Origin of the sequence: Sphingobacterium sp. UBA1897 (genome assembly GCF_002337775.1) — a bacterium.
GTDB classification, from domain to species: domain Bacteria; phylum Bacteroidota; class Bacteroidia; order Sphingobacteriales; family Sphingobacteriaceae; genus Sphingobacterium; species Sphingobacterium siyangense.
In genome coordinates this window covers 36,335-51,816 of sequence record NZ_DDGR01000019.1, presented here as the reverse complement: position 1 = coordinate 51,816, position 15,482 = coordinate 36,335, and the positions used below count along the sequence as shown (strand labels likewise).

The 15,482-nt window shown below is 43.6% G+C and carries 8 protein-coding genes; 1 reads left to right on the top strand and 7 read right to left on the bottom strand.

Annotated features, from left to right (window positions below; translation table 11 throughout):
• Positions 1-4: 4 nt before the first annotated feature.
• The 7 genes from B4N43_RS11135 to B4N43_RS11105 all read right to left on the bottom strand — a co-directional run bounded on the left by B4N43_RS11135 (position 5) and on the right by B4N43_RS11105 (position 11,858).
• Entirely contained in the window at positions 5-1,564 is a 1,560-nt protein-coding gene (locus tag B4N43_RS11135; protein ID WP_286734678.1) for a glycoside hydrolase 43 family protein, read from the bottom strand.
• A 28-nt stretch (positions 1,565-1,592) separates the two neighbouring features.
• Entirely contained in the window at positions 1,593-4,049 is a 2,457-nt protein-coding gene (locus B4N43_RS11130; RefSeq protein WP_286734677.1) for a glycoside hydrolase family 95 protein, read from the bottom strand.
• Positions 4,050-4,169: 120 nt separating this feature from the next.
• Entirely contained in the window at positions 4,170-5,003 is an 834-nt protein-coding gene (locus tag B4N43_RS11125) for an alpha/beta hydrolase (protein WP_286734676.1), read from the bottom strand.
• Between the two features lie 70 nt (positions 5,004-5,073).
• A complete protein-coding gene (locus B4N43_RS11120; protein ID WP_075993559.1) occupies positions 5,074-6,036 on the bottom strand; it encodes a transketolase family protein in 963 nt (320 codons plus the stop codon).
• Positions 6,037-6,064: 28 nt separating this feature from the next.
• The gene (locus B4N43_RS11115) at positions 6,065-6,922 is read right to left on the bottom strand and encodes a transketolase (protein ID WP_198385951.1); all 858 of its coding nucleotides are present in this window, start codon (positions 6,920-6,922) and stop codon (positions 6,065-6,067) included.
• Positions 6,923-6,929: 7 nt separating this feature from the next.
• Positions 6,930-7,598: a fructose-6-phosphate aldolase gene (gene fsa / locus B4N43_RS11110; protein WP_075993561.1), complete on the bottom strand. Its 669-nt coding sequence runs from the start codon at positions 7,596-7,598 to the stop codon at positions 6,930-6,932.
• Positions 7,599-7,778: 180 nt separating this feature from the next.
• Positions 7,779-11,858, bottom strand: coding sequence for a hybrid sensor histidine kinase/response regulator transcription factor (locus tag B4N43_RS11105; protein ID WP_286734675.1), 4,080 nt, complete (start codon positions 11,856-11,858; stop codon positions 7,779-7,781).
• A gap of 440 nt (positions 11,859-12,298) precedes the next feature.
• Between B4N43_RS11105 and B4N43_RS11100 the strand changes: the two genes are divergently transcribed.
• Positions 12,299-15,481, top strand: coding sequence for a SusC/RagA family TonB-linked outer membrane protein (locus tag B4N43_RS11100; RefSeq protein ID WP_232475573.1), 3,183 nt, complete (start codon positions 12,299-12,301; stop codon positions 15,479-15,481).
• Position 15,482 lies beyond the last annotated feature (1 nt).

Sequence of the window (15,482 nt, the reverse complement as noted above, 5' to 3'; positions counted from 1 at the left end):
CATCTTAATTTATGGTTAAATGGAAGTAATCAAAATCTACGTAACCACCAGCCTCTTTACTCGCATAGTTAAAAAGTCCGAACCGATACCCCATAAAATGAGGGATGGTGTAACTCATTTTTAGCACGTTACCTATCATCTTCCAATGGTGTCCATCGGTACTATAAAAAAATTGGGCCGTATCTTTTTTGTTTGAAAAATCGCAGTTTGCTTTAAGAAATATACGCTGCTGTTTGAGATTGATCTTCGCCAGTTCTTGTGGCGCCCCCGTCATCGCATTAATCATTACCAACGATTTTGTATTTCCTTCCATCCGGACTCCTACTAAACCATAGTCTTTCTGCAATAGCGATAATCCTGCAAAATCACCATCTTTCATGTTAGAAACCTCTACAGCAATAGCGGCGCTGCAGCTCGGGCCGATGGTCCGTTGCGTCAATGTATTTTTAGCTGAAAGAAAGTCATCAGTAAGGTCGCCGGTTCGCAGTCTTAAAAAGCCACTGCGTTCGGTCACTGACCAAAGATCAACAACTGGGTTATGGTTCCATTGCCATGCCAGGGGAAGGGCGGCTTGTCCGGCTTTCCGGTCAAAATCATCCGAGTCAACAATTCCGGGGCTTAAGCTTTTATTTGCGGGAAGATCCAATGTGGCCGGGACTTTTCCGTCAATACCAAGCACTGGCCATCCATCTTCCCATTTGACAGGAACCAAAAACGGAATTCGGCCTACAGCACCATAATCCTGAAAAAGATAAGCATACCATTTTCCGTTGGGCATATCAATCAGACCTCCCTGTGCCACACCCTGATCCTGCAAAACCACTTTCCCCTCATACGGACCTTCCAATTGGCTCGCCCGATGTACAATCACCGTGCGCATTCCTCCCGCTGGCCATGAAATATTAAAAAGATAATACATACCATTGATCTTAAACATTTGGGATCCTTCAGCAGGTAAACCGGCTTTGCCTTCTTTAGGCTTGGAAGGTAAAGAGGCATCGTCTATCAATACGCGTTGTGTTCCGGCTTTAACACCTGAAAAATCAGGCAATAATTCAGCAATATAGATACGTCCCCCACCCCAGATCATATATATTTTCCCTCCGTCAAAGAATAAGCTATGATCGTGCATCATCGGCTGAAATTCTTTCGAAACCCAGGGGCCATGTTCAATATCTGCTGTGTGGTAGACATGCGTTTTTCCAGTATTGGCCGAAAATGTACTGACATAGTACCGCCCCTCATGAAAGCGCAAACTGCTTGCCCAGGAGCCGTGCCCATACGCATTTTTATGGTTTGACAGATTGAGTTCATCCTGATCGCCAAGACGATCGTACGCATAATTAATCAACGTCCAATTGACCAGGTCTTTGGACTTCATAATCGGGACACCGGGGTTCATGTGCATGGTCGTACTGCTCATATAATAGGTATCACCGACGCGTATCATGGACATATCGGGCACGTCAGCAAAGATGATTGGATTATGGGCTTGCTGCGCCAATGCTCCCAAAAACGGGATCATTAAGGAGAAGACAAAAGCGCCGATTTTCATTCTTAACATATTGACAGGATTTATTAGTCGCATTAATTTAGTAAGCCTTAAAAGTATAATGTTTTCCAGGCAAGGTTTGTACATCGTATTCATAATAGCTTGGTAATTCAATTCCTTTCAGCTGTGAATCTGCAGATTGAATACTTACTGGTGTTATTACAGGAGCTAAAAGGGTATTAGTCTGATCGCCTTTTGCGATTTGAAGTTCAGATCCTTTCAATGGCGAAGCTGTCCGTAGCCGCAAATTACCGCCTAAAGGTGAAAAGACCATTACCTCCTTTATCTTCCCTTTTTTCCATTGCATTTCAATTTCAAATCCACCGCGCGCCTTGATACCCTTTACCCAACCCTCTTTCCATTGATCGGGAATCGCTGGCAGCAGATGCACAGCGCCATCGTGGCTTTGGACCAGCATCTCCGCAATACCCGCTGTTAAGCCAAAATTACCGTCAATCTGAAATGGAGGATGTGCCGTAAAAAGATTTGGATAGGTACGTCCATCGGGATGGTTTTCATCGGAAATGCTCAGCATTTTCTTTATAATTTCGTAGGCATGGTTTCCATCCAATAAACGGGCCCATAAATTTATTTTCCATCCAATTGACCATCCCGTCGCAAAATCACCTCGATATATCAATGAATTACGCGCAGCCTCAAACAATTTAGGCGTACGGAACGGTGAAATTTGACTACCTGGAAACAATCCGTATAAATGGGATACATGCCGGTGTTGATTTTGAGGATCATCCACATCTTCCAGCCATTCTTGTAACTGATTAAATCGACCGATATGCATTGGTGGAATCCGCCGTGCCGTTGCCAGCAATGTATCCCTATACATTGTATCAATATCGAGCGCTTCCGCCGCCAAAGCGGTACGGGTAAGCATGTCGTAGCATAGCTGATTATCCATGGTCACGCCTGCCGCAAGTGGCCCTTGCTCGGGCGAAATTGAGGGACTCAGGACGAGCCATTTTTCAGCTGGATAACCACGATGCACGACAAGCGCAGACAAAAGAAAGTCGCAAGCTCCCTTCATAACCGGGTAAAGTTGCCTCAAAAACTCTTTATCTCCCGTAAAAAGATAATGCTCCCAAAGATGTTGGGACAACCACAGCCCCCCACTTGGCCACATTCCGGCAGCCGCAAAATCAATCGGACTCGTCACGCGCCAGATATCGGTATTGTGATGGGCCACCCAGCCACGGGCATGGTACAATGTCTTCGCGGTTTCTTCACCACGTTCACTGAGTTCTTTGATCATGGAAAATAACGGCTGAAGCGTACTGGAAAGGTTGGTGACCTCTGCAGGCCAATAGTTCATTTCGGTATTTATATTGATTGTATATTTACTGTCCCATGCTGGTTGCATGGATCGGTTCCAGATTCCTTGTAGATTAGCAGGCTGGCCACCCGCTTGTGATGAGCAGATGAGCAAATAGCGCCCAAATTGAGCCAACAAGGTCACTAAGGCCGGATCCTGTGTACGGGCAAAGTCTGCAATACGCGCGGACAGCGGCAACTGTTGTTCGCTATTGGCATCCCCCAAATGCAGCTGGAATCGATTAAACTGTCTGCTGTAAGCAAGGGTATGTTGGTGTGAAGCCTGCTGATAGTCTTTGTCCATTGCCTTTTGCAATCTTTCTGCAGCCAGCTTATAGGGATCAGCTCCCAGTTGTTTATAATTTTGAAAATTACTCGCAATTGAAATATAAAGACAAACGGAACTTGCATCTTTTATATCAATCGATTCCTCTTTCACAACAAGCTGTCCATCGGTATGCTTTACTCCCGTATGAATCTGATAAACAACCTGCCCTTTAATACCCTCGTGATCGGATCCTCGTCCTTCTAAAATAAGCTTATCACCGTTTTTGTAAATAGTATGCTTCGACTCATTCTCATAAGTTAATGTGAAATTGAGTTTCCCCTTCTTGCTCGACTTTATTTTCATAACAATGGCATCATCAGCAAACGAAGTGAAAACTTCTCTAGTAAATGTTACCCCATCTACTGTATAACGCGACAACGCAACTGCCCGTTCAATATCCAGTTCGCGATAATAGTGCCGGTACCGTTCATGCCCAGGGAATCGCAGCAGAATATTTCCTGCCGTTTGATAGGGCATGCCATGTGTCTTAGTGAAGAAGGTTTCATTTGCAAGCTTATCGGCTTCAGCTGGTTTCCCATCGAATATATAATTCTGAATAGTTTTTAATGCCGCGCCGCCTTTCTTATTATCGTTGCGATAAGGACCTCCCGCCCAAATTGTTTCCTCATTAAGCTGCATACGCTCACAAGATGGAATTCCATAAACCATCGCGCCCAACCGACCATTTCCAAGCGGTAAAGCTTGTTCCCATACCTTTTCGTCTGCAGGCCGATCATACCATAGGGTCAATGCCGATCGCTTTTGGGCAAACAACAATGTAGTATGCAGTGACAAGATCGCAATGAATAGGCTTATGTACTTCCAAATAAATTTTTCAATCATTTTTCTTGATAGTATTTTTTGCAGTTTCGGAATTAATCATCAGGACTAACAAACTCATTTTAAGAACGGCCAAGGCAAACCGTCGAATTGTTTATTGCTATTATCAAATTAGTAAGGCCCTTATTTCTTATCATTAAATAGCAATTGCGAAACATTATAGAGATCATTCCTCCATACATTGAAATCATGCCCGCCCGACTCCAGATAGTAAATATGAGGCACCCCATGTTCCGAAAGGTACTCATGTGTGCGCCTACTGATATTGAGCAAACCATCCTGGTCACCACAGGAGATCCACAGCAGTTTTAATTTATCTTTAGCTTCTTTCGGAACAGGCAGTAATTCCTGTGGCATCTTGGTATTGGGCGCGGAGGAAAAGCCCCCCACCCAGGCAAAAGTATCGATATGGCCAAGTCCAAAATTCAGGGCCTGTCCACCGCCCATAGACAATCCAAAAATCGCGCGGTGCTCGCGATCCTTGATAACGGGAAACTGCTTTTCAACAAATGGAATCAGGTCATCGAGCAGATCTTTTTCAAAAGTTGAAAACGCAGCTACCCGATCCGGTGCCATCACATTTCCACCAGCACGGTCATCTTCCATGGCGCGGCCATTGGGCATAATCACCAACATAGGTTCCATTTTTCCTTCTGCATACAGGTTATCGAAAATAACCTGAGGACTTCCATGTCTGAACCATTCCCGTTCATCACCGCCAATTCCGTGCAAGAGATATAATACGGGGTATTTTTTTGCTGCACTGTATCCCGGCGGGGTATATATCAGCGCTTTCCTCTTAACTCCTACAGTTTTTGAAGGATAAACAAGGGAATCTATTTTCCCAGTTGATGTCAATTTTCGTTCAACATCAAATCCCTGTGGGGCAGTCTGCTGCGCCTGGGCCACTAGGCTGGCGGAAAAAACGCACAACATGGTGCAGATCATCTTTTTCATATTATAATTGGTTTAATAGCAAATAGATAGCGAGGCTATCACCCATGACGGGACAACAGCCCAATTTCAACTAAATCACCACTTTCCTTTTGAGTACTCTTAATACCGCAGCTACAATAGCATCGGCGTTTAAGCCATATTTATCCATCAGCGCACTTGGCGGTCCCGATTCACCGAAGCTGTCGTTTACAGCCACATATTCCTGCGGAGTAGGCAATTGTTTTGCCAACAGTTGCGCTACACTATCTCCTAGTCCACCGATACGATTATGCTCTTCGGCTGTAACAACACAGCCCGTTTTAGCGACAGAAGTCAGTACGGCTTTCTCATCTAGAGGTTTGATGGTATGGATATTAATGATTTCGGCATCAATACCTAATGTTTCCAATTCTTCGCCGGCACATATGGCTTCCCAGACGAGATGTCCAGTTGCCAAAATAGTCACAGTTGTACCCGGATTGAGCATCACGGCTTCGCCGATCACAAATTCCTGATCTTCCGGGGTGAAAACCGGCACCACGGGTCGTCCAAACCGCAGGTAGACTGGCCCCTTGTGTTTGGCAGCAGCTAGCGTTGCAGCCTTCGTCTGATTATAATCGCAAGGATTGATAACCGTCATCCCTGGAAGCATTTTCATCAATCCAATATCTTCCAATATCTGATGGGTCGCCCCATCTTCACCCAACGTAAGGCCGGCATGCGAAGCCGCTATTTTCACATTTTTATCCGAATAGGCAATAGATTGACGAATCTGATCGTATACCCGTCCTGTGGAAAAATTAGCAAATGTACCTGTAAAAGGTATTTTTCCACCGATGGTAAGTCCAGCTGCAATACCCATCATATTTGCTTCGGCAATGCCGATCTGAAAAAAACGTTCCGGAAAGGCCTTGATGAAATCGTTCATTTTGAGCGAACCGATCAGGTCTGCACAGAGTGCAACCACATTTTCATCATCCTTTCCTGCTTCCAGCAAACCGGCACCAAATCCAGAACGTGTGTCTTTTGATTCTGTATATGTATATTTTTTCATGTTAATCTATTTCAAAATCGTCCTACGATTAGGCGATATAATCACCCAATGTTTCTGCATTCTGGTTTAAGGCCACAGCTAGTTGTTCATCACTGGGCGCTATGCCATGCCATTTATGTGAGCCCATCATAAAATCAACTCCATTTCCCATTTCGGTATGTAGCAACACCATTACAGGCATTTTAGTTCCGGTCGAAGCTTGCGCCTTTCGAAGTCCTGAAATCACAGAACCAATGTCATTACCGCGCATAACCTCTATAACCTTCCAGCCAAATGCCATCCATTTGCGGGGTAGGTCGCCCAGCGAAAGGACATCATTGGTAGCCCCATCAATCTGCGCACCATTGTAATCTACAATAGCAATCAAATTGTCCATTTCGTTGTGAGCTGCATACATGGCCGCTTCCCATACCTGCCCTTCCTGCAATTCGCCATCGCCCATAAGCACATAAACCATGCGGTTATCTTGATTTAATTTTTTGGCTTGAGCAGCACCAATAGCGACAGAAAGACCTTGCCCCAAGGATCCCGAAGCGACACGGATACCTGGCAGTCCTTCATGCGTAGTCGGATGTCCCTGCAGTCTTGAATTGAGTTTTCTGAAGGTGGCAAGTTCATCGATTGGAAAATAACCTGCTCGCGCCAACACACTATAAAATACCGGAGAGATATGACCATTGGAAAGGAAAAACAGGTCTTCCCCGAGGCCATTCAAATCAAACTGATCGTTTCGCTGCATCAATTCAAAGTATAAGCAGACCAACAATTCGGTGCAGCCCAACGATCCTCCCGGATGCCCCGACTGGCAACCATGCACCATACGGAGTATATCCCTTCGGACTTGCTTAACAATCGCTTCTAAATTATGGATACTATGTCTTGTCATGACCATCTCAATTGTTACTTTGTGCGGCAACGCGTTTATGATCAGCTAAAAATTGAGCAAGGCCACTGTCCGTCAACGGATGTTTTAAGAGGGAAAATATCGCCTGTAAAGGTCCAGTCATCACATCCGCACCGATCTTGGCGCAGCCAAGGATATGCGCACTATGACGTACCGAAGCCGCAAGAATCTGGGTAGGGAAAGCATAATTATCGTAGATCGTCCGAATTTCGCGGATCAAGGCCAGCCCATCGACAGAGATATCATCGAGCCTACCGACAAAGGGCGATACATAGGTTGCCCCGGCTTTGGCGGCCAAAAGTGCCTGCCCGGCAGAAAAGACCAGCGTGCAATTGGTTTTAATTTGTTTTGCACTAAAATATTTAATTGCTTTAATGCCGTCTTCAGTCATCGGAACTTTAACAACAATCTTATTGTCTAAGGCCGCCAAGAGCAAACCTTCCTCAATCATCGCGTTAAAATCAGTTGAAATCACTTCAGCACTTACATCGCCGTCTACAATAGCACAGATAGCTTTATAGTGCGCATGTACAGGAGCAGTTCCTGTAATCCCCTCTTTGGCCATCAGCGAAGGATTGGTCGTTACACCATCCAGCACACCTAAATTTTGAGCCATACGAATCTCACTGAGACTTGCCGTGTCGATAAAAAATTTCATTTTTTTTAGTTGATTAGTTTTGTATTCGCTAGAACTCCAGCGATTGGTTATAAGACAAAACTATAGCTTTCAACAAGATAGGATTGCAACAAATAAAAAAAAGAAGGGTAAAAATGTTTAAAACAGATTACCCTCCTAAAAAACTGACCTAAAACGACCTTTTAAATAACAATATTATGCTTAGTGCACGGATGTACTTTTATGCGATTGGATATATTCACTTGGCGTCATTTGATATTTTGCTTTAAAGACTTTTGTAAAATAGTTTGGATTGGCAAATCCCGTCTCATAAGCAATTTCAGAAATAGACTTATCGCTTTTTTCCAGCAAACCTGCCGCCTTTTCTAGTTTCACAGAGCGTATAAAATCTACGGGAGACATGCCCGTCAGTTCCAGCAGCTTATTATAAAGGGAGGCACGGCTCATGGAGGTGTGGGCACTTAGCGCTTCGACCGATAACTGCGGATTATCGATATTATCGTGTACATAATTGAGTACTTTTTGTAAAAATTTATCTTTTTCGGACCTGATCGTCATTTCAGGAGCTACAATAGACACTTGTTTACTATAGACTTCCTTGAATGCTTGGTTCAGCTGGAGCAAACTGTTAACCTTCGCGACCAATACATCCATATCAAAAGGTTTGGTCAGGTAACCCACCGCACCCGACTCAAGTCCGCAAACAAGACCATTATCGACCTGTGAAGCCGTCAGCAATACAACAGGAATATGTTTTGTCCGTTTATCCTGCGCCAGCTTCTGTGAAAATTCCATACCATTCATATACGGCATCTGAACATCGCTCACCACAAGGTCAGGGTGATGAAAAAGTGCTTTTTGCCAGCCATCCTTTCCGTTAGTAGCCTCGATAATCTGATAATACTCCTTTAAAGACTCGCTAAGGTAGTACCTAAAATCTTCATCATCTTCAATAATCAACACAAGCGGGCACTGTCTAAGCTCCACAGGTTGTGTCTCCGTGATTACTTCCGGTTCAGCCCCTTCCTCGTATACCGACTCAGCTTGATCCAGCCATAGATCAAATTTAAAGGTACTTCCGCTGTCGGGTTGACTGCTAACCGAAATCTCACCATGGTACATCTGAACAAATGACTGGGCAATTGACAGTCCAATACCCGAACCCTGACTTGCCACCTTGCCCTCAGTATCATGCTGAAAAAAACTCTCAAATATCGATTGTTGCAATTGCTCGGGAATTCCGATACCAGTATCGCGCACTTCAAAGGAAACTTGCAGTTTCTTGTCGACAAGGCTTATAGAGGATATACTTACAGCGATATCCCCACCCTTTTTGGTAAATTTAAAAGCGTTATAGATTAAATTAAATAGAATGCGCTCAACCTTATTTCGGTCAAAACGACAATACAATTTTTCCTGGCATGGAAAAAAAGAATAATCTATACCCTTTTGCAGCGCCATATCCTGAAATGAACGGTAAACTTCCTGTACAAAAGATACCAAGTCACCATCTTCATCCTGCACTTTCAATTCATGGTATTCCATTTTACGAAAATCCAGTAATTGGTTGACCAGATTTAGAAGCCGCCGCGCGTTACGGCTTACCAAATTTAGTTGATCGCCCAGTTTACTGTCTTTATTCTTGGCAATCAAAGCGTCTACGGGTCCCGTAATCAAAGAGATCGGGGTACGGAATTCATGACTTAAATTTGTTAAGAATCGGATTTTCATTGCATCTATTTGATGCTTTGTCTCGGCATCTCTCTTTTGTTGTTCAATGAGCTGCCTCGCCTGGATACGCTCTTGTTCTATCGCAAATTTTTGTTTTAACTTTTGAATCCCTCGGTGTCTGATCCACAGCAGACTGCCCAATACTGCCAACACATAAAATAGATAAGCATAAATGGTGCGCCAGAACGGTGGAGCAACATGTATGGCAATCGATTTGATTTCCTTGTTCCAAATACCGTCGTTGTTGCTTGCGCGCACCTCAAAGACATAATCTCCGGGATCCAAATTTGTATAATAAGCACTATTATCCTTTCCATTTCGAATCCAATTTTTGTCAAAACCAACGAGTCGGTACTCATATTGGTTATCCTCAGGAACAGTTAGATTTAGCGCGGCAAAAGAAATTGAAAAATTTTGCTTGTATTTCAGATTGATACGATCGGCAGTCAATAGAGACTGCTGAATTGGCCCTTTTTCCGTTGGCTGAACGATCACATTGTCAATTTTTAGATCCGTGAGTGCTACCTTGGCAGGATTACCATTTGTTTTTAAATGGGCCGGATAAAAATGGTTAAAACCTTTCTGACCACCAAAGTAAATTTCTCCATCGTCCGTTTTTAACGCGGCACCGAGCATAAAAGCACCTTCTTGCAATCCCACAGCATTAGAATAGTTTTTGAACTTATTTTGCACCGGAGAATAACAACTCAATCCTTTGTTTGTTGAAAACCAGATCCTCCCCTTATCGTCCTCGATAATACTCTGAATAGCACCATTCACTAATCCATCTTTCTCAGAAAGTGTCTCAAATAGTGTTTTCCCTTTTCGCAGCAAACCTACTCCATTGCCATTTGTTCCAACCCATAAATTTCCATTTTTATCCGTATGTACAGCTAATATATAATTGCTCGGGAGCTTATTTTTTGCTTTGTCATACAGTGTAGTCTGTTGTTTGAAAGGATCATACATCACCAGGCCCGAGCCGTAAGTTCCTATCCACATGTTGTGTTGCTGATCTTCCGACAGGGCACGTATAAAATTCGCCGGTAATTCGATACCATCGTTTGAGGGCCCTTCGCGCTTGTATTTTTTGACGATACCGCTCCCGTTTTGAATGATGTTCACTCCGCCGCCATTCGTCCCAACCCAAGTATTCCCCCGAAAATCTACTTTTAAACAAAAAATATCGTTATTATTCAAATTATCTTCCCTGTTACCAACAGTATATCTTTTTAGATTTCCATTAAGCAGATCATAGCAGATAACCCCTTGCTGATAGGTACCGATCCAAAGCTGATCGAATTTTCTTTCCAAAGTCAACACCGTAAGATCTTTAGGTAAGTTGGCCGAAAGTTCAACAGACGACAGTCTATCTGTGGTTCGATCATATTTCCAGATACCACCACCATCAACGCCCAAAAAAATCTTATTCTGATAAGCCGCGAAAGAAGTTACTATAGCTGGGTCACCGGTCATACCCTCCAAAAAATCTAAACTTTTTAATCTAAATTGGCTTAAATTGGTATCGAATTTATTTAGCCCTCCCTGAAAGGTACCTATCCAGTAAATTCCGCTATTATCGACAAAAATAGATCGTATCGATTTATGAGAAAGACTATGAACATTACTTGGATCCGGCTTAAAGGTCCGAATTGTTAAATCCTTGGTATTAAGCACATCAAGACCCTTGTCCGTTCCGATCCATAAGTCTTGCTTTTGATTGTAACATAAGGTGTAAATGCGGGGGCTGCTTAAAGCTCCTTTCCCTTCTCCTGCGCTGAATTTATTGAACTGCGAATCGCCCGGATTCAAATATTTAAGGCCGAGCATAGATCCGACCCAGATACGGCCCTGATCATCTTCAACAATGGAACTAATTTCAATTCCATTTCCATATCCTTCCTTTTCCGAAAGAACTTCAAAACGTTTTATGGTCTTTAGGTCTGCTGATATGCGGAATATGCCATTCTCTGATGACACCCACATGTTGTTCTTACGGTCACGAAAAACACTGCCCGTTACTTTACCGGCAAAAGCTTCTACAATACGTCGATAAGTTGGATCCATTCTCTTTTGTAGATCATTGACGTCCAAAATATACAAAGCACCATAGGAAGCGATCCAGATATTTCCACTTGCATCCTTATCGATCGCATTAATAGCGGTACTGAGCCATTTACCATCAGGGGTAAGATTGTACGACCTGATCCGGTCAGCTTCCCGATCATAATAACTTAATCCCCCTCCATTTGTACCGATCCATATTCTTCCCTTCATGTCTTCACATAAAGCCGAAATATGGTTTGCCATTAAACTATTCTCTTTGTTGGCATCATAGCGGTAGACATTGTAATGACGTCCGTCGAAGCGATTAAGCCCATCTTCTGTTCCTAGCCAAAGAAAACCATAACTATCGCGGTAGATACTATAGATTGTATTGGAAGAAAGTCCATCCTTTGAAGAATAGCGTTGAAAAGTTACAGGCTGGCTTTGTCCATAAGAAAAAAACGTCAGCATCATCCAGGTGAATACCACTAAAGTTCGTATCATATATTTAGGTATGTAATCTTCAATACAAAAAAATCTGTATTGAACTGTCAACTAAATTATCAAATTAATCCCTACTAAACTAGTCTCTACAATCATTTGACCCATGTAAGCGGTATTTTTTGACATTCTTATCCTTCATTTAAACATTCTTGCTATCCACCAAATTTTCCAATGGCTAGCTTTGGTATACAATTATAAACTGCTTTGAAAGGCATTTCCAATATAGGGAAAACTATATGCAAACAATGCAACCGGTTGCTATATAGTTATAAAAAATTTAACCAATTATTATACAGCATATGACAGTACCTGATGATCCATGACTGTCCCTTAGATTTTTTATCAAAATGAACTAAGGGAACACCGATACAAACGTATCTAGCCAATTAGAGAAAATTTAACCAAGAATTCTTAAACCTATTTATCAATCCACAAATGCGATGATGATTACATGTACAATCACACGAGTAAGGCATTGGAAAAAGCTATGGGGTATAGCTAAGCCATTCACTTTACTGCTGTTCCTGCTTTATGTTGGACAGACAACACTCTATGCTCAGGCCAAAAGGCAGATAAGGGGCATTGTCGTCGATAGTAACCATAAAAAAGTGAGCGGTGCGTCCATCAGGGTAAAAGGCACCTCGCTAGCCACGGCTACCGATGACAATGGAGCTTTCACGATCCAAGTCCCTGCAGATAATAATTTGTTGACTATCTCCAAGCTAGGATATAGCCAAATCGAAGTGGATATCCACAATAAGAACACGGTAGAAGTACAACTAAGCGATAAGTCTATCGAAATCGAGGAAACCATTGTCGTCGGTTATGGTCGTCAGAAAAAAGAAACTGTCGTTGGCGCCATTGCGCAAACTTCGGGTAAAATCCTTGAGCGCGCAGGTGGTGTTTCTAGTGTAGGCGCCGCATTGACCGGTAACGTCCCCGGAGTGATTACTACTGCAAGTACAGGTATGCCCGGCGAGGAAGATCCCCGTATTGTGATTCGGGGGCGTAGCACCTGGAACAATACCGATCCTTTAGTCATGGTGGACGGCGTAGAGAGGCCACTATCTGCCGTTGATATCAGTTCCATCGAAACTGTTTCCGTCCTCAAAGATGCCTCGGCAACTGCTGTCTATGGTGTTAGAGGGGCCAATGGCGTTATTTTAATCACCACCAAGCGGGGTAAAGAAGGGCAAATGCTGATACGCGGTACCGTCAACAACATTGTAAAAACGGTTTCCCAACTTCCGGGAAAAATGGATTCGTACGATGCTTTGATGCTACGCAACAAGGTTATCGAATATGAGTTAGGGATTTCTCCTTCCAGTTGGGCCAACTATCTTCCACAAGACGTCATCAATAAATACCGTTTTCCCGCTGACCAGACGGAACGCGAACGTTACGTGAATACCGACTGGGCAAAGGAATTATTTAAAAGCCACGCTTTTTCACAAAATAGCAGCGTCAATATTGCTGGTGGCACACCCTTTGTCAAATATTTTGCCAATGCGGACTTTCTTTACGAAGGCGATATGTTCCGCCAGTTCGAAAATGCTCGCGGTTATAAAGCTGGCTACGGTTTTAACCGTCTAAATGTACGGTCCAATTTAGACTTCCAGCTTACTCCCACAACTAAATTTTCAACCAACCTGGCAGGGTCTCGCGGTGTCAAAAAAAGTCCATGGGGCGGCGGCAACGATTATTCCTATTGGATCGCTGCCTATACGGTAGCTCCAGATGTTATTTATCCACGCTATTCAGACGGTACCTGGGGTTACTATGCCTTAAACACACAAGCCGGGATAAACTCTGCCCGTGTGCTGGCACTCAGCGGAACCGAATACATCACCACCAGTCGTATTACAACAGATTTTACGCTCGAACAAGATCTTAAGTTTTTAACGAAGGGGCTTAACGTTCGTGGGACAATCTCACTGGACAACACGTTTGTCGAGGGCGGCCGCGGTATCAATGATGCCAACAACAGTACACAAAGTAAATGGATCGATCCCAATACGGGATTGCCAACCTATCAGATCGCTTTCGATGGTACAAATAGATTTGACTTCGTCGAGGGCATAAACTGGACAACCGGTGCCGGACAGGTTAGAGACTGGTCTACCTATCGAAGATTATTTTATCAATTGCAGTTAAACTACGCAACGACCATCGCTAAGAATCACAACATCACTGCCATGGGGTTATTCAACCGCAATCAGACCGGAACAGGGAGTATGATTCCCTCCTATCGCGAAGACTGGGTATTCCGCACCACCTACAACTACAAAAATAAATATATGCTCGAGTACAATGGAGCCTATACGGGATCAGAAAAATTCGGTCCTGACAATAGATTTGCCTTTTTCAATTCCGGTGGGATAGGCTGGCTAGTTACTGAAGAAGAGTTTATGAGGCCTATCTCGTTTCTCAATATGCTCAAGTTACGTGCGTCCTATGGTGACATCGGCGACGATAGTGGCGGCCGTCAATTTCTGTACCTAACCCAATGGGCATATGGGGGCACCGCTGGCATGGGGGTTGAAGGCCGCTACTCCTACTCCGACGGCAATACCAGTCCTTATATCTGGTATAAGGAAAGTGCGCTTGGCAATCCAAATATCCGCTGGGAAAAAGTTAACAAATTCAATATCGGCCTCGACTTCGGTCTGTTCAATAGCCAGATAACCGGTAAAGTCGACTTTTTTAGAGACCGGCGGACAGATGTTCTGATTAGCGGCGCCAACCGAGCCATTCCTTCCTACTTTGGGATGGAGGCACCTACAGCCAACCTAGGTAAGGTACAGAATAAAGGGTTTGAAGTAGAACTGAAATTTAACAGACAGCTCAATACCGACTGGAGAATATGGGCTGATATCAATTTTACCCATGCCAAGGATAAAGTCATCAATGCCGATGCCCCCGAGTTGCTGCCCGAATATCAGAAACCGGATAACAAACAAGTTAGTCAAACCTATTCTTATGTTAGCTCCGGATATTACAATACTTGGGACGAACTTTATTCGAGTACCGCGCACGAAAGCAATGACCTAGCGAAACTACCCGGCAATTATCATATACTGGATTATAACGGGGATGGTATTATCGATGCTAAGGATAATATTCCCTACGCCTTTCCTTCGGTACCACAGAACACTTATAATTACACCATTGGATTTGATTGGAAGAATTTCAGTGTCATGACCCAGTGGTATGCCGTAAATAATGTCACCCGGCAAGTTGTTTTCAACAGCTTCTCGGGCCAACTTAACCTCGCTTATGACGAAGGTTCCTATTGGTCAAAGGACAATGTCAATGCAGACGTACCACTACCACGCTGGTTATCACAGTCGAGTACTTATACACCCGGTAGCCGGTATATGTTTGATGGTTCCTACATTCGATTGAAAACAGCCGAAATTGCCTACAATTTTAATCGGGAATCCAGCGTAATCAAACGACTTGGGCTTCAAAACCTTCGCATTTTTCTAAATGGCAACAACTTAGTTTTCTGGTCCAAAATGCCAGACGACCGTGAATCCAATTATGCCGGTACGGGCTGGGCATCACAGGGCGCCTACCCTACGGTAAAGCGGTTTAATCTAGGTGCAAACATTACATTTTAAT